The following is an 18,951-nucleotide window of genomic DNA, read 5'->3' on the forward strand; positions in this document are numbered from 1 at the left end:
GACGAGTGGCCCCATGTCAGCATGAAAGCCAAGACTGGAGCCAGACGCCTCTAACAGGCTTACGTTATTCTTTTGGCTCCTCGCCAAACCATTTTTTGAAAATTGTTTTGTAAGTGCCGTCTTCCTTCATTTCCTTCAAAGCCTTGTTCAAGGCTTCTTTGAGCTCAGGAGTTTTCTGGTTAATGGCTACACCCGCTTGATCCGATTTAATCGGCTCGCCTACGGCTTTAATTTGGAACCCGTTTTTATCGATAATGGGCTTGAGAGCATACAGATTGTTAATTGTTGCGTCAATACGACCAGAGTTTAGATCCTTTAAGGAAGTAATGACATCATCATACGTTTTAATCTCAAAATCGCCAACCTTCGGCAGTACTTCATTCCGCAGATAAGATTCATCATTCGTTCCCAAGCCGACACCAATGGTTTTGCCTTTAAACTCCTCCAGCTTGGTAATATCATTTGTTTTGCTGTTTACGATAATATTTACATTGTTTGTGATATAAGGCTCTGTGAAGTCAATAGCCTTCTTACGATCCTCTGTAATCGTCACCTGACTAATCACTGCATCGAATTTTTTCTTTTGCAAACTTGGAACCAGTCCCGAGAATTCTTGTGCCGTGAACTCCGGTTTCACTCCAATCCGCTTCGCCAATTCTTTGGCGATATCCACATCAAATCCGTCCAATTCCTTGTTATCGTTCAGGAAATTGTACGGCGGATAGGTGCCCATCATGCCTACCTTAATTACACCAGCCTTCTTGATTGCTTCGAGCTGGTTACTCGCTGCCACATTACTGCTACCCGCTCCATTGCTAGTATTAGAAGCTTCTGGCTTAGTACCGCAAGCGCTCAGCACAAGGCTGAACAATGCCACAGCCATGAGTGTAGTTACCAAGAACCCTTTTTTACGTATTTTCATGTATCCTTCTCTCCTGTCTGGATGTAAATGATTGAGTTCATATATGTGATTTGGCTATATTATTTGTTGCCAACTACCCATTCATGCGATGTTGACCCTCTAGCTTTGACCTAATAGTCCATAAAACTCAAAATTAGCCGCCTCTGCTGCCAATCTTTTAGCAGTTATCTGCGTGATGTGGTCATATGTTCCCTCTGAACCGAATAGCCAGCGTGTAATGACACCTTCGATCATACTCATGAGTAGTGCCGCCCTTAATTCGACATCCAATTCAGCAGGCAACATGTTCAGCTCGATCGCTCTTTCCATATTGCGCCGGAATGCCAGCTCCATCGCGGCCCTTGTCTCTCGGATACTCTGGCGCACCGGTTCATCGACACCACTACCGATCAGCAGCAAACCCATCAGATAGCGGTTCTCCAATGCAAAATCAAATAACCGAACAAACAGCGCCTCCGATGCCTTAACCATATCAGCCAGCGTTCCCGCATCACGGCGATATCCCTGTCCAACCGCTGACAGTAGTTGTTCACGACCGGTAGCGATAATCTCCAGCGCCAGTGCCTCTTTGCTTTTAAAATGCCAATAAAACGTGCCTTGGGCTACTTCAGCCTCTACCACGATATCTGAAATCTTTGTTTGATGGTAACCCTGCTCGGCGAACCGCTTCAATGCAATGTGAAGAAGCTGTGTTCTGCGGTCTGTTTCTTCCCCCGTGTGCTCAGCAGGTTGGTCATTTGAGACGGTCTCGGACTGCTTCGCCTTTCGTGGCTGCATGGGTTCCCTCCTCCCGATTGATCAGTCAGTCAGTTTTGTATTTTTAATCCTATAGGATAAGTATACTTTTGTCAAAGAAAAAAGTGTCAGAAGAAAATAAAGTTTTGCTGCTCCATGCTACGAAGCGTGAATGTGGTATTATGCCAAGGCACCTTTCGAGCGTATTTCCAAAATTCATATATCCTCTCCTTAGAAGGTTACTATCACTTTTCCTTCGGAGTGGCCAGTAGAAACTTTATTTAAAGCCATGTTAATGTCATCAAAATTATAAACTGAATCTATAGCGGGCTTAATATCTTCATCCTCAACTAGTTTCGTCAGTTTTTGTAATTGCCTGCCATTAGCGGACACGAATAAGAAGCGATATTCTTTATTCTGTTTAACTGCTAATCGATCTAAACGAGCACCTACTAAACCAAACAATAGCTTTTTCCATATTGGAAAGTTATTTTCAGCAGCAAAGCGGTAATTGGGTAAAGCCTTCAATGATACCAATTTCCCTTGAGGTTTGAGAATAGCAAGTTCCGTTTTAATTTCTTTTGCCCCCAATGTATCGATAACATAATCGATATTAGATAGCAAATCAAAATAATTTTCCTCTTTATAGTTAATGAATTGATCAGCGCCGATGGACAGTGTTCGTGATCTCCCTCTTTCACTGCCGCTCGTAATCACATATAACCCCATCGATTTGGCAATCGGGATAGCCATTGTACCAAAGCCGCCGGTTCCTCCAGAAATAAATAGTTTTTTATCGGGTTGAACATGAAGTACATCATGCAAGGCTTGATATGCAGTCAAAGCCGTGAGGGGTGCCGCGGCGGCCTCAATAAAAGAAAGATTTTTAGGCATAACGGAAATCGCATCCTCATGGACTGCCGCATACTCAGCAAAAGCTCCGATTTTATTTATTGGCAGCCTCGTATAAACGGGATCTCCAACCTTGAATTTCACAACATCTTTTCCAACAGCCTCAATAACGCCGGATAGTTCGTTTCCTAAAGTTAAAGGGAAGTCATAATCGGCAATCATGCGAATACTACCATTTAAAATAAGAATGTCTAAGGGATTTACACCTGCAGCTTTTACTTTGATAAGAACCTCATGGTTATTGATTTCCGGTATTTTTATATTGTTTATCTCTAATTGGATTTGTTTTGAATATTTTTGCATTTGCGCAGCTTTCAATTCTTCATCTTCTCCTTTTCTCATTTATCTTATTCCACATTCGTTTATTGGAAAAATTGATGGCGTACTTTAACTTGTACGCCATCATAAAGCAATATCCATGTTATTCTTTACTGATGTTGAGATTGAAGTTCTTTCATCGTAGGATAATCTGTGTAACCCTCGCTTCCGTTACCAGAGTACAATGTTTTACGATCTGCTTCATTCAAAGGAAAGCCTTCTTTAAGACGTTCAACTAAGTCCGGATTAGCTAATGACCATACCCCGACTGGCGCCATATCAGCAAGGCCATTATCAATATCTACACTAAGATCTTCTAGAGCCCGTCCAGCTCTATTGACTAATAATGGATTTGGCCAGATGTTGCGAATTTCACGGAGCAGTGTTTCGTTCCCTAAATGCATAACATGGAGGTAAGCTAAATTATATTGAGCTAATTCTTTTACAAGGTGAAGATAAACTTCAAGACCGTGTTCGCCCTCATCAATTCCGTTAAGAGGTGTTCCCGGCGAAATACGGAAGCCTGTTCGTTCTGCTCCAATTTCTTCAACGATTGCTTTCGTTACTTCAATTGCAAAGCGAGCACGGTTCTCTATCGATCCACCGTATTTATCCGATCGTATATTAGAATTCTCCCCAATAAATTGATTAATCAGATAACCATTTGCTCCATGAATTTCAACGCCGTCGGCTCCTGCTTTAATAGCTGCCGCTGCTGCTTTCCGGAAGTCTGCAATTGTCGTCTGGATATTTTCTTCACTTAACTCTCTTGGAACGGGTATTTCCTGCATCCCTTTAGCCGTAAACATTTCTACACCCGGTGCGATCGCAGATGGTGCAACGGGTTGACGATGATGTGGTGTATTGTCGGGGTGCGAAACACGACCGACATGCATTAATTGGATAAATATAAATCCACCTTCTTCATGTACCGCATCCGTAACCTTTTTCCAACCTTCAATATGCTTTTCCGTATAGATGCCCGGTGACCTTAAGTAACCTTGACCATCATCAGAAGGTTGTGTGCCTTCAGTAATAATTAAACCCGTCGATGCTCTTTGAGCATAATAATGGGAAGTTAGCTCTCCCGGCGTACCATCCTCTTGCGCTCTACTACGTGTCATTGGTGCCATCGCTAACCGATGGGGTAATTCCAGGTTGCCAATTTTCGTTTTGCTCCACAGTTTTTCCATTTTAAAACCCCCTCTTTGAATTGAGTTTATTAACTCCAATGTCTTTCGATTATCGCTCCACTTTAGCCTGTGCGGATCTGACCGCATTTGTCATGAGCTTGCGAGGCAGCAACCGCGGCAAGAACGCCATGAACTTGTTGCGCCCCCCTGTTATGATTAAAGTCTTGCCCCGCAAGAATTCGCGATATCCTATGTCAGCCACCTGCCCAACCTCCATGACGCCGCTTCTAAACAGCTTTGAGGTGGCTAGCCCAGCACGATCGACAAAGCCAGTCGCTGTCGCTCCCGGACAGAGTGCGGACACAGTCACGCCTGTGCCGCGCAGCTCATTCTCCAAAGCCTCAGTGAACGATAGTACGTACGCTTTTGTCGCATAGTAAACTGCCATCAGTGGTCCAGGAAAAAAAGCCACCAACGAAGCCACATTCAGCACGCCCCCTTGCTGCCTTTTGACCATATCCGGTAAGAACACCTTAGTCATTACAGTCAGAGCCTTGATATTAATGTCGATCATATTCATCTCTTGCTCCAACTGTGTCTCCAAGAATTCCCCGTACAAGCCGAAGCCCGCATTATTAACAAGAAAGTCGACGGTGATCCCTTTTTCTTTAAGCTCCCTGTAGATTTCCTCTGCCACGCCAGGTAATGCAACATCTTTGGCGATGTATGTCGTTTGGACACGGTACTTTTTCCGATATTCCCTCGCGAGATCCACGAGCTTGTCCTCGCTGCGTGCGACCAGCACCAAATCGTATCCGTCTTTGGCGAAACGATCCGCCAGCTCTTTTCCAATTCCGCCCGACACTCCGGTAATTAGTACAGTTTTGCTCATCATTTAAGCTGTGGGTAAATAGCAGCTACACCGCCAGCGAGAGCACGCTGGAGTTGACGGCTCGGTTCATCAGCAAGAATTTCAAAGCTATCGGACTCTATTCCATCAATTGCAATTTTTGCAATATCAGCAGGGTTGGACTTCGGAGCTTCAACGCCTGACGTCATGTCTGTATCCATAAAGCCCACATGCAAGCCAGCTACTCTCACATTTTGAGGATACAGATTTAAGCGCAACTCGTTCGTCATTGCCCACGCAGCCGCCTTTGCAGCCGAATAAGCGCCTTCACTCCCGCCACTACTGAACCATGATAATGCGGAAAGGATATTCAGTATGGATCCCCCACCATTATTAATAAGAATAGGTGCGAAATTGCGAATCATGGATAATGTGCCAAAGAAGTGCGTATTAAATTCCAACTGTATTTGATCGAGATCACCGTCAAGCAAAGTAGCTCCTGTAGCCGAGCCTGCATTGTTGATCAGAAGCGTAACATCTTGAGCGGCCATAGCAGCTGCCGCTACCTCTTGAGGGTTCGTAATATCAAGCTTTACAGGAATTGCACCGGGAATGTCAATGGACTGCGGATTTCTTGCTCCGGCATACACCTTAGCCCCTCTGGATAGAAGTTCAAGGGCAAGATGGCGACCAAAACCTCGGTTCGCGCCAGTGACAAATACAACTTGTTGAGAAATATTCATTTTCATGTGCTCCTTTTATTGTATTTTGTTTATGAAATTGTTTTCTTGAAGCTATTTGGTCTGCGTTTTGATACGTAGTAATTACGGTAAGCGAGTTTTACTCGATACTTGTTTTCTAACGAGAACGTTCATTCTCAAAATCGTTAAAAAAAATACTGAGTGCCTTACTCTGTTGTTTTTATGTGTTGTGTTGTTTGTTGTTTTAACTGCGCTGATAAACTTCATTGTAAACTATGCTTTAGAGCTTCTTTCGGCGTTTTTAGAATGTTCATTCTAAATTAAGCGTAAGATAACTCGATCGCAAAGAGCATGGATTAGCAGAAGGAACACTTCACATCTGAACTGACTACCACAACTACCCTTATTCTTCAAGGAGCTTCATCGAAATATGAGTAATACGGTGAAGCTTTTCTCTGGAAGCCGAGGTTCTTGCCATTACCCTTAACCCAATCCATACATTATGCAGGTATTCCGCCAATTCCTCAGCATTGTATGTGAAGGTGAATTCACCTTCACGCTGTCCCCAAAGAATAATCTCCTTGAGCAATTGCTCTGCTGTCGTGAATGCTTTCGTGGCCTTGTTGTCCACCTCGACGTCGCGCGCCGCCAATTCTACGGCCGAATTCACCATTAAGCATCCGGCTGGCGAGTCCTCATCCCCGTCGATCATGAAGCTAAAAATAAACTGTAATGCCTCCGATGCGGTCTTTGATCCTTTAACCCCTCCTGCAAGCGCGGCGATGATTTTGTCGTCAAACCGATCCATCGCTTTCAGGAACAGACTATGCTTATCTCCAAAAGTATCATACAAGCTTCTTCGATGAATACCCATATGCTCAACCAACTCGGTCATGGACGTTTTCTCGTACCCCTGCTCCCAAAAGAGCCGCATCGCCTTATCCAAGACTTCTTTCTCTTCAAACTCCTTGCTTCTCGCCATTCCCATCTCCCTCCCTCAATTAATATAACATATTGAGAACGATCAGTAAAGAATCGTTATGCTCTTTTTGAATGACATAATATTTCCATCGAGTTGGTTATCATACAATTCTACATATTGTAACTCCCCTGCCCGTTAGCTTAAACAATTACCGGCAGTCTAATGTAGTGCTTATGAAAAGTAAATAAGCCCATAACCGTATTTGGAAGGTAAATTAATTTTCCAATTTATAAGGGTATGGGCTCTCTTTGATCCTAAATAAGGCAGTGTAGGTTCTTATCACTTATAAAATATCATCGTCTGCTAATATACATTAGCATATTGTTCTTATATGGTAAAAGCAATTTGTTGAGCTATCATACCGTCGTTCAATGTCAATCCCATTCCGAGTAATGGTGATTATTAGGCTCTGAGCCTCGCGAACGTGATGTAATCGATTTGGACAGGCTCTGCCGATTCGATCCGAAGCGCCCGGTTGATCTGTCCCCGGTGATATTGCCCATGTAAGAGGACCTGCGACAGGATGTCCCGGACGGACGTTCGGAACGGAACCCCGCTCTGGTTCGCATAGTCGATCATCTCGTCCAACTCGGATTCCTCGAGCCCTTCGATATAGACGCGGTATTGTTCGGCGTTTTCTTCGAACATCGTCCGAATCGTCGTCAGGTCTTCTGCTTCCTCCCACAACGAATATTGCGCGCTACCCTTGCCCTGCAATCGGGACAGCCAGACTCGTTCCGCGACCGCGACGTGCCGAACCAGCTTCAGAAGGTCCTTGTTCTTCGTCTCACTCTCCTCGAGTGCGTCCAAGATGCGTCCGTCCGCCCAGTACAGGTGGTCCATCATGCACTTGATCGTCTTCATTTCGGTTTCCCCCTCTTCGTCTCATCGATTACTTGAACCTACTATTAACCGTTAGTTTAATCATGTGAATGAACTAAAACAACCTTTTTTGGGTGAATTCCTTGTTGCTGTAATCTAAGCACTAAGAAAACGCTTTATTTTCTCAGTCTACAACTTTATTTCCTTTGAACAAAAAGAGAACCTCCACAGGGGTTCTCTTTTTCCTTTATATCGCTGCTACAGCAATGCTTTTGACGCAATGTCCGTACGGTTTTGTTTACCTTCAAAGGTAATACGATCCGCCTGTTCGTAAGCTTTGTTCCGTGCCCCGGCAATATCACGTCCCAAGCCGACCACACCTAATACACGTCCGCCGTTCGTTACCCACTCGCCCTGTTCGTTGATGCCCGTTCCAGCATGGAACACGATAGCTTCGTCTACCTGTTCCAATCCGTGGATAGGTACACCTTTAGCGTAAGCTCCAGGATAACCTCCAGATGCCAGCACCACACATACCGCCGCTTCATCCTTCCACTCGATCTCCACCTGATCCAGCGTGCCATTTATAGCAGCAAGAAAAATATCGAGCAGATCGGATTTTAAACGAGGCAGAACCACTTGAGTTTCCGGATCACCGAAACGTGCATTAAACTCAATGGTCTTTGGCTTGCCATCCGGCGAAATCATCAATCCGGCAAATAATACACCTCGGAATGGACGCCCTTCAGCAACCATGGCCTTGGCCGTCGGCTTAATAATCGTCTCAATAGCTTCCTCAATAATAGAATTGGCTATGTGAGGCAACGGAGAATACGTACCCATGCCACCTGTATTCGGCCCTTTGTCACCATCAAAAATGGGCTTGTGGTCTTGGGCCGCGGCCATCGGACGAACCGTTTCACCGTCGACAAAGGAGAGAATCGACATTTCCTGGCCAGCCAGAAACTCCTCGATCACGACCTGTGCCCCGGCTTCACCAAACACCTTGGTCACCATAATGTCGGAGAGAGCCTTTTCCGCTTCCTCCATCGAGTAAGCGACCGTTACCCCTTTACCTGCCGCGAGTCCGTCTGCCTTAATGACAACCGGAATCGGTTGTTCCTTCAAGTATGCATATGCTTCCTCATAAGTATAAAACTTGCGATAGGTTGCTGTCGGAATATGATATTTATGAAGCAAATCCTTCATGAAGATTTTGCTACCTTCAATTTCCGCTGCATTTTTACGCGGTCCGAATACTGGAATGCCTTTCGCTTCAAAAGCATCCACAATACCATCTGCCAGCGGATCATCGGGACCAACCACGACAAGTCCTACCTTTTTGGATTCCGCCAGCTCTGTTAGCGCGTCAAAGTCACTCACCGGAATCGGCACGCACTCCGCTAACTGTCCGATACCAGCATTGCCTGGTGCGCAATAGATTTGCCCAGCCTTGGGGCTTTTCTTCAGCGCCCATACAATTGCATGTTCGCGGCCGCCCCCTCCGACAACCAAAATATCCATTCAGGTGATTCCTCCGCTCCCATTAAGATTGTTCAGGTGAAAATGCTGCTGCATCCTCAACTCATACAAGTTAGTGCTTGAAATGACGTACGCCTGTAAAGACCATGGCAATGCCGTATTCGTTAGCAACCTTGATGGACTCTTCGTCTTTGATGGAGCCGCCCGGCTGAATAACTGCTGTGATGCCTGCTTTAGCTGCCAACTCCAACGTATCGCCCATCGGGAAAAATGCATCGGATGCCAGTACGGCACCTTTTGCTTTGTCACCGGCCTGCTCGATAGCAATCTTGGCCGCACCGACACGGTTCATTTGTCCTGCGCCTACGCCAATGGTCATATTATCTGCCGCCAGTACGATGGCGTTGGATTTCACATGCTTAACCACTTTCCAGCTAAACAAAAGCTGTTTCAGTTCTTCCTCGGATGGTGCCCGCTCTGTTACAACTGTAAGTGCATCCGAGTCTACAGCGTGAATGTCATTTTGCTGAACTACCATACCCCCTTCAATGGAAGTCACGACGAAACGGCTCTCTGCCTGTTCAGACCGGGAAAGCTCACCCAGATCAAGCAAGCGAATATTTTTCTTTTTCGTTAAAATCTCCAATGCTTCTTTCGTAAAGCCCGGTGCCAGTACAATTTCCAAAAAGATCTCACTCAGTTTATTCGCTGTATCACCATCAATAATCCGATTAGCCGCTACGATGCCACCGAAAATCGAGGTTGGATCAGCTGCATACGCCTTGCTGTACGCTTCATAAATACTTCCGCCAATTCCCACACCGCAAGGATTCATATGCTTAACTGCTACTACGGTAGGTTCGCTGAATTCTTTGACGATTTGCAAAGCGGCATTAGCATCATTGATGTTATTGTAAGACAGCTCTTTGCCGTGAAGTTGTTTCGCTGTTGTCAGCGTACCCTTTGCCGCCAATGGCTCACGGTAAAATGCCGCCTGCTGATGTGGATTTTCGCCATAACGCAAATCCTGAATTTTTTCATAGGTTACAGTGTAACGCTCAGGCAACGGCTCGCCTGTCACATTCGACAAATAATCGGATATCAAAGCGTCGTATGACGCCGTATGACGGAAAACTTTTGCGGCCAAACGCTTACGGGTATTCAGTTCCGTATCGCCATCCTTACGGATCTCCTCCAACACTGTGCTATAGTCATCAGCATCGACTACCACACTGACAAAAGCATGATTTTTTGCCGCAGAACGAAGCATCGTTGGACCGCCGATGTCGATATTTTCAATCGCGTCCTCATAAGTTACACCGGGTTTGGCGATCGTTTCCGCAAAAGGATACAGATTCACAACGACCAGATCAATATAACCCAATCCAAGTTCTTTCATCTGACGCTGATGCTCTTCATTATCCCGAACAGCCAGCAAGCCGCTGTGTACCGCAGGGTGGAGTGTTTTAACACGTCCATCCATAATTTCAGGAAAACCCGTTACCTCTGAAATACCGATGACGGGAATGCCCTCCTTCGACAACAAGCTGCTCGTTCCCCCTGTCGAAACGATCTCCACACCCAATTTGGACAACTCGCGGCAAAATTCCACGATCCCCCGCTTATCCGATACGCTGACGAGCGCTCTTTTAATACTCACCCTGTCTCCTCCTTTAGCTCTTTCAGAATTTTGCAAAATTCTCTTTTATCATTTTATTTCCCGAGAAATATCGGAAAATGCCTGTACAGCATCCTTGATATGACAATGATATGACAAATTACAATCATTCTTAGAGAAGTGAAATCACTTTGCGACCATTTAATTGAATTTTACCTTGGGCCAATTTGCCAACTACCTCTGGATATAGCTGACGTTCCACGGATTGAATGGCTGCGGATAAGGATTCCGCTGTATCATGGTCGTCAACTTCCACGACACGCTGGGCAATAATGGCTCCCGTGTCCATGCCCCCGTCCACAAAATGAACGGTGACGCCACTTACCTTGACCCCATAGGTCAATGCCTGTCCAACAGCATCTTTCCCTGGAAATGCCGGAAGTAGTGACGGATGAATATTAATAATTTTTCCTGCGTAGGCATCGACCATGACGCTGGATAGCAAACGCATGTAGCCAGCTAACACGATGAGATCAATCGATTTCTGCTCCAGTAAAGCCACCAATTCACGCTCATAGTCTTCTCGAGAAGGATATTCCTTGGGTCGAAAAGTATGGCACGCAATTCCAGCTTTCTGGGCTCTAGCTACGGCAGGAGCCGCAGGCTTGTCACAGATAAGCAATTCTACCGAGGCGCCGCCCAGTTCTCCTCGCGCAGCCGCATCCACCAATGACTGAAAATTCGTCCCTTCGCCTGATGCAAAAACAGCAATCCGGTACTCGTTCATTACACCTCTGCTCCCGTAAAGGTCACGATAGAACTGCCTTCCGTTACTTTTCCGATCACATATGCGGCTTCGCCCTGTTCCTTCAGAACTTCCAGTGCAGTCTGTGCATGCTCTTCGCCTACAACGATTACCATCCCAATTCCCATATTAAAGGTTGTGAACATGTCTTTGTTGGAGATTGCGCCTTTTTCCTGCATGAGCTGGAAGATTGGCAAAATCGGCCAAGTGCCGTATTCTATATCCACATTGACGTGATCCGGTAACACTCTAGGGATATTTTCAATAAAACCGCCACCTGTGATATGCGCCATACCTTTTACTTTTACCTTGTCCAGTAATGCCAAAACGGATTTCACGTAAATTTTCGTCGGCTCCAGCAGTACATCGCCCAGTTTGCCGTTCAAGCCTTCGATTTCTTCATGCAAATCATAGCCCTGCTGTTCCAATAATAGCTTGCGCACCAGTGAGAAGCCGTTACTGTGAACTCCACTGGAGGCCAGACCGATCACTGTGTCTCCGGGAGCAATGGAGCTGCCGTTGATGATTTTGCTTTTATCTACAATGCCGACAGTGAATCCGGCAATATCATATTCACCCTCGCTGTACATGCCTGGCATTTCTGCGGTTTCACCGCCGACCAGCGCACAGCCCGATTGATGGCATCCCTCTGCGATTCCAGCGACTATAGCTTCAATTTTCTCGGGCACAACCTTGTCACAAGCGAGGTAATCCAGAAAAAAGAGTGGCTCCGCTCCCCCGACGACAATGTCGTTTACACACATCGCAACCGCGTCAATACCAATGGTGTCATGACGATCCATTGCGAAAGCAAGCTTTAGCTTCGTGCCGACACCATCGGTACCGGAAACGAGTACAGGCTCCTCGTACTTATCCTTATTCAGGCCGAACAATGCACCGAATCCGCCCAAGTCCGTCAGCACTTCGGGACGGAAGGTACGTTTAACGTGCTTTTTCATCCGTTCTACTGCTTCATTACCGGCAGCGATATCTACCCCTGCGTTTTTGTATGCTTCGGACATTCATGAACACTCCTTCAAATGATTGACCCTCCTAAGTCCTCCCTAGTAGGGAGGATTCCATGGGGCTGCTCCCCCTGGACCCCTCAAGAATCGGTCAGATGTGTAGGTTGGGTGCTGCTTGGTGGTTGGTTCGTGCTGTGAGTCGCGTGTTGTCCTTTGTGAATTGCGGGTCATTCCCGCAATTCACAAAGACACGCTTTGGTGCGTGGCCGCCTTCACGGCGGCGGGCACGTCCCGGGCTGTTTGCTTCGCAAAGGCGGGGACGTGCCGGGCAAGAAGTGAACGGCGCCTACGAGCGGCTCGCTTCTTTGCCCTTTGAGGCAGGCAGCTTCGCCTTGCCTGCTGTTGAGCTTCGCTGGCTCAACCTTATAAGAGCAGGGTGACTTTTTATGAGTCACCGCTCCGTTAAAAACTCATGGCATGAAATAGTTATGCCATGAGTTTTTAACGACCTTACCTATCCTCTTCCCGGTGGGAACCAAAGAGGTACAGGCACTGCTGCAAAATGCTGCACATCTGAGGAACGGAGCGGGTGGAAGGATTCTGGAGAAGCGAAGCGTTCGCCTTTGCCGCTGGATTCCAACCCTCTAAGGGGTTATTCCAATCCAGGAATCCAGCGGCAACAGCGATCGGAAGAACCTTCCACACGCGGAGTGCCCCCTCAGAACCACCATCCCCATTCCTGCCATGCACCACTGTGCCTCTTTTGTTCCCTTTTCTCAACAACTACATCCTAACTTTTCTTCACCTTTGAAATCTACCTGAGTCGGGTAATCATTATCGAAACAGGCTAGGCACAAGCCGCCTTTGTAATCCTGTTCGTTATATCCACCTACAGCGGCAATCAAACCTTCGGCGCTCATAAAGTAAAGCGAATCGGCGTTAATTTCCTCACGAATTTCCTCGACGGTTTTGGACGAAGCGATCAGTTCTCGGCGATCCGGTGTGTCGATGCCATAGAAGCACGGGTTTTTGAAAGGCGGTGAGGTAATACGTACATGTACCTCCAGTGCCCCTGCATCCCGCAACATATTCACGATTCGGCGGGATGTAGTGCCCCGGACAATAGAATCGTCGATCATAATGACTCGTTTACCTTCAACAACACGTCGTACAGCGCTCAGCTTCATTTTCACACCCTGCTCGCGTAGCTCCTGACTCGGCTGAATGAAGGTACGTCCAGTGTATTTATTTTTAATCATACCCAGCTCATAAGGAATACCTGTCTGTTCAGCATAACCAATCGCAGCCGAAATACTGGAATCCGGCACTCCTGTCACCAGATCCGCATCGACAAAAGCTTCCAGCGCCATCTGGCTACCCATTCTCTTGCGCGCAGCATGAAGATTGGAACCATTCAAATCACTGTCAGGACGGGCAAAATAAATATATTCCATCGCGCACAGTGCTTTACGATGCTTGCCTTCACTGTAACGGTCTTCGTGCAGACCATTTTTGTCCAACACCAACAGTTCACCCGGCTCGATATCGCGCAACAGCTCTGCCCCAATCGTTTCCAAAGCACAGGTTTCAGAAGCAAACAAATATGCATCACCTAATCTGCCCATCGTCAACGGACGCAAGCCATTGGGATCAGAGGCGACCAGCAATTTATCGTTGGTCATAATCAGAAAGGCAAATCCGCCGACAATACGCTTCAATGCATCTTTCGCGGCCTCCACTAAATCCTTGGATGATCGTGCGATCAAATGCGCCACTACTTCTGTATCGCTGGTCGTTTGAAAAATAGACCCGCCCTGCTCCAGCTCATGCCGGATTTGCAAAGCATTCACAATATTCCCGTTCGTAGCTACCGCTAGATCGCCATCACGATACTTGAACACCAAAGGCTGTGCATTCGTTAGCTTACTGTCTCCACTTGTCGAGTAGCGCACATGTCCTATGGCAATATCGCCTGTCAGCGAAGCCATCAAATCTTTATTGAATACTTCTTTTACAAGCCCCATTCCACGATGATAATGGAACTCGTCGCCACTGCTCACACAGATGCCTGCACTTTCCTCCCCGCGATGCTGGAGTGCATGCAATCCGTAATATGCTAGGGAAGCGGCATCGGAGTGCCTATACACTCCAAACACACCGCATTCCTCTTTTAATTTATCAAACAGCCCCTCTTTACCAGAGCCTTCATTATAATAATCTCCAGTCCACAACGTCCGTGCTGTTATTTCATCAGACATGGAATGACATCCTCCCAGATTTGCTTCAAACTGGCGACTGCCTCATTCAAAGCGGGTTGTCCGTTCACCTCAACTGTCAATTGTGATCCTTCAACTTTTCCTAATACAGTAACTGGCACTTCCAAACTACGCAGATGTGCTTCCAGAGCTGACGCTTTATCCGGCGATGCAGATAACAAAATACGGGATTGGCTTTCGCTAAACAAAGCATGGTCAGGACGCAAAGTCGTTTCTACGTTGACCTGTGCTCCCAATCCGCTGCTAATCCCAGATTCCGCAAGCGCTACAGCCAATCCGCCCTCTGCCAAATCATGCGCAGATTGTACCAATCCGCCCTGAATCGCTCCCAGTACCGCAGTCAGCAGTTTTTTCTCTACGTTCAAATCCAGCTCAGGCGGGCGTCCCTCGGATACACCGTGTACGACAGCTTGGAACTCACTGCCTCCTAGCTCAGCCTTCGTTTCCCCCACCAGAAAAATCACATCGCCTTCGGCTTTGAAGCCTTGTGTCGTAATATGATCTGTATCATGTACCAAACCTACCATACCGACAACAGGCGTCGGATAGATGGAGCCTTTAGCATTTTCATTGTACAAGCTGACATTGCCCCCGATGACAGGTGTATCCAGTATACGGCAAGCTTCTGCCATACCGTCCACGGCTTTTTCCATTTGCCAGAAAATATCTGGCTTTTCAGGGTTACCGAAGTTCAGGTTATCCGTAATTGCCAACGGCTCGCCGCCGGAGCATACAATGTTACGCGCTGCTTCGCTAACTGCAATCCGTCCGCCTACCTCTGGATCAAGGTATACATAACGTCCGTTACAATCTGTCGTCATGGCGAGTCCCTTACGAGTTCCGTGTACAGTCACAACAGCTGCATCCGATCCCGGACGAACGGCTGTACTCGTGCGTACCATGTAGTCATACTGCTCGTATACCCATTTCTTACTGGCTACACTTGGTGATGACAGTACCTTTTTCAACGCACCGTTCAAATCCGTCACTTCTGCATAACGAAGTGTGTCAATAGCAGCATTTTGCTCATAATAAGCAGGGACTTCGGAAGGCTTGTCATAAATCGGACACTCGTCAACCAGCGCCGTCACTGGCATATCTCCGACCACTTCATTGTGATGGAACAAACGCAAACGACCGTCATCCGTCACTTTACCGACCTTTGCACAAATAACACCCCAGCGCTCGAAAATTTCCAGTGCCTGTGCTTCATCCTTAGGCTCTACTACGAACAGCATCCGTTCCTGTGATTCAGACAGCATCATTTCATAAGGTGTCATGCCCTCTTCACGCTGCGGTACCTGATCCAGATACAGCTCCAGACCGTTGCCAGCCTTACTCGCCATCTCCGCGCTGGAGCAGGTAAGTCCCGCGGCACCCATATCCTGAATACCCAGCACAATACCGCTGTCGATCAATTCCAGACATGATTCCATAACCAGCTTCTCCATAAAAGGATCGCCTACTTGAACCGCAGTCCGGTTCGCTTCAGATTCTTCTGTCAGCTCAACCGATGCGAATGTCGCTCCATGAATCCCATCACGACCTGTCGGCGGCCCCACGTAGAACACCGGGTTACCGACCCCTTTAGCAACACCACGCTGGATTTTATCATGGTCAATCAGTCCGACACACATTGCATTAACGAGCGGATTGCCTTCGTAGCTTTCATCAAATACAACCTCGCCACCTACAGTCGGAATACCGATACAGTTCCCGTATCCCGCAATACCAGATACCACATGCTCGAACAAATATTTCACACGGTCGCTCTCCAGCTTGCCAAAACGCAGAGAGTTCAACACCGCAACTGGTCTTGCACCCATGGAGAAAATATCACGGATGATACCGCCTACCCCAGTCGCTGCCCCTTGAAAAGGCTCCACAGCCGACGGATGGTTATGGCTTTCGATTTTAAATACAACCGCTTGGTTGTCACCAATATCTACAATGCCTGCGCCTTCGCCGGGTCCCATCAGAACTCGCGGACCGCTCGTTGGAAAACGACGTAGCAACGGCTTGGAGTTTTTGTAAGCACAATGCTCTGACCACATGACACTGAACACGCCTATCTCCGTATAATTGGGCTGACGTCCCATGAATTCACAGATCAACGCATATTCACTGTCCGATACACCCATCTGCTGATACAGTTTATGTTCGGCAACCTGCTCTGCCGTCGGTTCCTTAGCGGACACTTGCTGCGCCATGTCGATCCCTCCAAGCGTTCAAAATAGATGTAAACATACGTTTGCCATCATCCGTCCCGAGCAATGCATCCACCGCGCGTTCCGGGTGGGGCATCATGCCCAGCACATTACCTTGCTCATTACAAATCCCTGCAATATCCGTCATGGAACCATTAGGATTATCTTTATACTTAAATACAATCTGATTGTTCGCCTGCAAACGAGCCAGCGTCTCATCATCACAGTAATAGTTGCCTTCACCGTGGGCGATCGGAATAATGATCTCTTCACCAGCAGCATAATCTCTTGTAAAAGGTGTTTGGTTATTCGCAACCTGCAACACCGTATCCCGGCATAGGAATTTCATCGACAGATTACGGCGTAAAGCCCCTGGCAACAACCCTGCTTCGGTCAGAATTTGAAATCCGTTGCAAATCCCTAAAATATATTTGCCCTCGGCAGCCGCTTTGGCAACTTCCTTCATCACCGGAGCAAACCGGGAAATCGCACCGCAACGCAGGTAATCCCCGTAGGAGAAGCCTCCTGGAACAAGAATACAATCATAAGGCGACAGATCCGTCGCAGTATGCCAAACATAATCGACAGGTTCACCGACCGTGTCCTCTACCGCCTTATAGCAGTCAATATCACAGTTGGAGCCCGGAAAAACCAGAACTGCAAATTTCATGGAATCAGCCCTCCAGTTCGTAGCGGTAGTCTTCAATGACCGTGTTGGCCAACAGCTTTTCGCACATCTCAATGATGCGCTTTTCAGCACTCTCGCGGTCTGTTGTATCCAGATTCAATTCCATATACTTACCAATTCTGACGCTGTCCACTTCTCCGAAACCCATAGAATGTAGTGCGCCTTGCACGGCAACCCCCTGCGGGTCCAAAACGCTTTGCTTAATCGTGACATAGACTGTTGCTTTCATCATGTTCCTTCAGTTCCTCCTCCGAATGAGTGAATCCTATTGGTTGAATTATGATTACTATTTACTGTGCCGTCAGACGCCGCCAAATATCCGTATATCTTGCAGTTGTTTCTTCTACGACCTCAGCAGGCAATGGATCGGGCTTGCTATTCTTGTCCCAACCGGATGATGCCAAATAGCTTCGTACCGGCTCCTTGTCCATGCTGTCAATCTCAACATCCAGCTCATACTTTTCCTGCGCCCAAAAACGGGATGAATCTGGAGTGAAAATTTCGTCAATCAAAATCACCTTACCGTTAACAAGACCAAACTCAAACTTGCAATCGGCTAAAATAATCCCCCGCTTCTCGCAGAAAGCACGTGCAAATTCGTACAACGCCAAGCTCTTTTCCTCAAGCTCACCTGTTAGTTCAACCCCGACCAGTTCTTTCATTTGGTGAAGGGAAATGTCCTCGTCGTGTCCAACATCATTTTTTGCAGCTGGTGTAAATAATGGCTTGGGAAAACGCTCGTTTTTACGCAGCCCCTCTGGCAATGGAATGCCGTTCACCTCACCGTTCTGCTCATACTGACGCCAGCCGCCTCCGGTAATATATCCGCGCACCACACACTCAATGTCGATGCGTTCAGCCTTCAGCGTGACCATGATCCGGTCCTTCAGCAACTCTTTATTCTGTTCGTCGATCACATGCCCGAGCTTGTTCACATCAGTGTGCACGACATGGTTTTCCAACAAGTCTTTCGTCTGCTCAAACCAGAAAGCGCTGAGCTTATTCAGCACATTCCCCTTTTCGGGCACGGGTGGCTCTAACACATAATCAAAAGCCGAAATTCGGTCTGTCACCACAATCAGAAAATGCTCTCCGAGATCATACAGTTCACGCACCTTGCCTTTATACAAGAGCGGCGCATGGATCAGACCTTCGGCAGTAGACAATGACATTTCATTACACCTCTTTCAAAAGAGTATTCCCCCTCCTAAATCCTCCCCTCGGGGAGGACCCCCAGGGCTGCTGCCCTCGGGACTCCCGCAAGGGTTGGCTGGTGAGCGGGATGGGGGCGTTTATTATGTGGCTAGAGTGATGTGAGCGCGTTTTGCTGGATAAAGGCTTGTTGGTACAAACTCTCATCCAGCAACGCTTTTACGTTGGTACAAAAAAACGTTTTTACGTGCATGTCGCCGCAATACCATTCGGCCCGTGGCCGTAGCACGGCATGCCGTGCAGCGAGCATTCTGGCTTCGCCCTGTTGTGCACATGTGCTACGCTGCGCACGGATACGGTGGCTCAAGGCTTCGCTTCTTGAG

The 18,951-nt window shown here is 47.3% G+C and carries 19 protein-coding genes; 1 reads left to right on the top strand and 18 read right to left on the bottom strand.

Features of this window, described 5'->3' with window-relative positions; translation table 11 throughout:
• Window positions 1-64: 64 nt before the first annotated feature.
• The 12 genes from NLX78_RS18180 to purM all read right to left on the bottom strand — a co-directional run bounded on the left by NLX78_RS18180 (window position 65) and on the right by purM (window position 12,302).
• Window positions 65-922, bottom strand: a complete 858-nt coding sequence (locus NLX78_RS18180) for a substrate-binding periplasmic protein (protein WP_254351182.1) — start codon at window positions 920-922, stop codon at window positions 65-67.
• Between the two features lie 99 nt (window positions 923-1,021).
• Window positions 1,022-1,699 (bottom strand): TetR/AcrR family transcriptional regulator, encoded by a 678-nt coding sequence (locus NLX78_RS18185; RefSeq protein WP_254351183.1) that lies wholly within the window; start codon window positions 1,697-1,699, stop codon window positions 1,022-1,024.
• A 189-nt stretch (window positions 1,700-1,888) separates the two neighbouring features.
• Window positions 1,889-2,911: an NADP-dependent oxidoreductase gene (locus tag NLX78_RS18190; protein WP_254351184.1), complete on the bottom strand. Its 1,023-nt coding sequence runs from the start codon at window positions 2,909-2,911 to the stop codon at window positions 1,889-1,891.
• An 86-nt stretch (window positions 2,912-2,997) separates the two neighbouring features.
• Entirely contained in the window at window positions 2,998-4,080 is a 1,083-nt protein-coding gene (locus NLX78_RS18195; RefSeq protein ID WP_250259388.1) for an alkene reductase, read from the bottom strand.
• A gap of 49 nt (window positions 4,081-4,129) precedes the next feature.
• The gene (locus tag NLX78_RS18200; RefSeq protein WP_250259389.1) at window positions 4,130-4,915 is read right to left on the bottom strand and encodes an SDR family NAD(P)-dependent oxidoreductase; all 786 of its coding nucleotides are present in this window, start codon (window positions 4,913-4,915) and stop codon (window positions 4,130-4,132) included.
• Entirely contained in the window at window positions 4,912-5,613 is a 702-nt protein-coding gene (locus NLX78_RS18205; RefSeq protein WP_250259391.1) for an SDR family oxidoreductase, read from the bottom strand. The genes NLX78_RS18200 and NLX78_RS18205 overlap by 4 nt, the downstream gene beginning before the upstream one ends.
• Window positions 5,614-5,974: 361 nt before the next feature.
• Complete coding sequence (locus NLX78_RS18210; protein WP_254351185.1) at window positions 5,975-6,553, bottom strand: TetR/AcrR family transcriptional regulator; 579 nt, start codon at window positions 6,551-6,553, stop codon at window positions 5,975-5,977.
• Window positions 6,554-6,955: 402 nt separating this feature from the next.
• Window positions 6,956-7,417, bottom strand: coding sequence for a DinB family protein (locus NLX78_RS18215; protein ID WP_250259394.1), 462 nt, complete (start codon window positions 7,415-7,417; stop codon window positions 6,956-6,958).
• A gap of 216 nt (window positions 7,418-7,633) precedes the next feature.
• Complete coding sequence (purD, locus tag NLX78_RS18220; RefSeq protein WP_250267466.1) at window positions 7,634-8,899, bottom strand: phosphoribosylamine--glycine ligase; 1,266 nt, start codon at window positions 8,897-8,899, stop codon at window positions 7,634-7,636.
• Between the two features lie 70 nt (window positions 8,900-8,969).
• A complete protein-coding gene (gene purH, locus NLX78_RS18225) occupies window positions 8,970-10,517 on the bottom strand; it encodes a bifunctional phosphoribosylaminoimidazolecarboxamide formyltransferase/IMP cyclohydrolase (RefSeq protein ID WP_013308804.1) in 1,548 nt (515 codons plus the stop codon).
• A 130-nt stretch (window positions 10,518-10,647) separates the two neighbouring features.
• Window positions 10,648-11,262, bottom strand: coding sequence for a phosphoribosylglycinamide formyltransferase (gene purN, locus NLX78_RS18230; RefSeq protein ID WP_069012413.1), 615 nt, complete (start codon window positions 11,260-11,262; stop codon window positions 10,648-10,650).
• Window positions 11,262-12,302 (bottom strand): phosphoribosylformylglycinamidine cyclo-ligase, encoded by a 1,041-nt coding sequence (gene purM, locus NLX78_RS18235; protein WP_068938538.1) that lies wholly within the window; start codon window positions 12,300-12,302, stop codon window positions 11,262-11,264. Before purM ends, purN begins: the two co-directional genes overlap by 1 nt.
• Window positions 12,303-12,361: 59 nt before the next feature.
• Between purM and NLX78_RS18240 the strand changes: the two genes are divergently transcribed.
• Window positions 12,362-12,685: a hypothetical protein gene (locus NLX78_RS18240; RefSeq protein WP_254351186.1), complete on the top strand. Its 324-nt coding sequence runs from the start codon at window positions 12,362-12,364 to the stop codon at window positions 12,683-12,685.
• Between the two features lie 70 nt (window positions 12,686-12,755).
• Here NLX78_RS18240 and NLX78_RS18245 read toward each other — a convergent pair whose 3' ends face one another.
• The 6 genes from NLX78_RS18245 to NLX78_RS18270 are packed head-to-tail and all read right to left on the bottom strand — an operon-like array spanning window position 12,756 to window position 18,588.
• Window positions 12,756-13,025, bottom strand: a complete 270-nt coding sequence (locus NLX78_RS18245; RefSeq protein ID WP_254351187.1) for a hypothetical protein — start codon at window positions 13,023-13,025, stop codon at window positions 12,756-12,758.
• Window positions 13,022-14,503, bottom strand: a complete 1,482-nt coding sequence (gene purF / locus NLX78_RS18250; protein WP_254351188.1) for an amidophosphoribosyltransferase — start codon at window positions 14,501-14,503, stop codon at window positions 13,022-13,024. Before purF ends, NLX78_RS18245 begins: the two co-directional genes overlap by 4 nt.
• Window positions 14,488-16,731 (bottom strand): phosphoribosylformylglycinamidine synthase subunit PurL, encoded by a 2,244-nt coding sequence (gene purL / locus NLX78_RS18255; protein ID WP_254351189.1) that lies wholly within the window; start codon window positions 16,729-16,731, stop codon window positions 14,488-14,490. Before purL ends, purF begins: the two co-directional genes overlap by 16 nt.
• On the bottom strand, window positions 16,709-17,398 hold the full coding sequence (gene purQ, locus NLX78_RS18260) for a phosphoribosylformylglycinamidine synthase subunit PurQ (RefSeq protein WP_069291119.1): 690 nt from the start codon (window positions 17,396-17,398) through the stop codon (window positions 16,709-16,711). Before purQ ends, purL begins: the two co-directional genes overlap by 23 nt.
• Before the next feature lie 4 nt (window positions 17,399-17,402).
• On the bottom strand, window positions 17,403-17,648 hold the full coding sequence (gene purS / locus NLX78_RS18265; protein ID WP_013308797.1) for a phosphoribosylformylglycinamidine synthase subunit PurS: 246 nt from the start codon (window positions 17,646-17,648) through the stop codon (window positions 17,403-17,405).
• Window positions 17,649-17,706: 58 nt separating this feature from the next.
• Window positions 17,707-18,588 (bottom strand): phosphoribosylaminoimidazolesuccinocarboxamide synthase, encoded by an 882-nt coding sequence (locus NLX78_RS18270; protein WP_025719826.1) that lies wholly within the window; start codon window positions 18,586-18,588, stop codon window positions 17,707-17,709.
• Window positions 18,589-18,951: the final 363 nt, after the last annotated feature.

The sequence above is a fragment of the Paenibacillus sp. Lou8.1 genome (assembly GCF_024213565.1).
Classification (GTDB): Bacteria; Bacillota; Bacilli; order Paenibacillales; family Paenibacillaceae; genus Paenibacillus; species Paenibacillus polymyxa_B.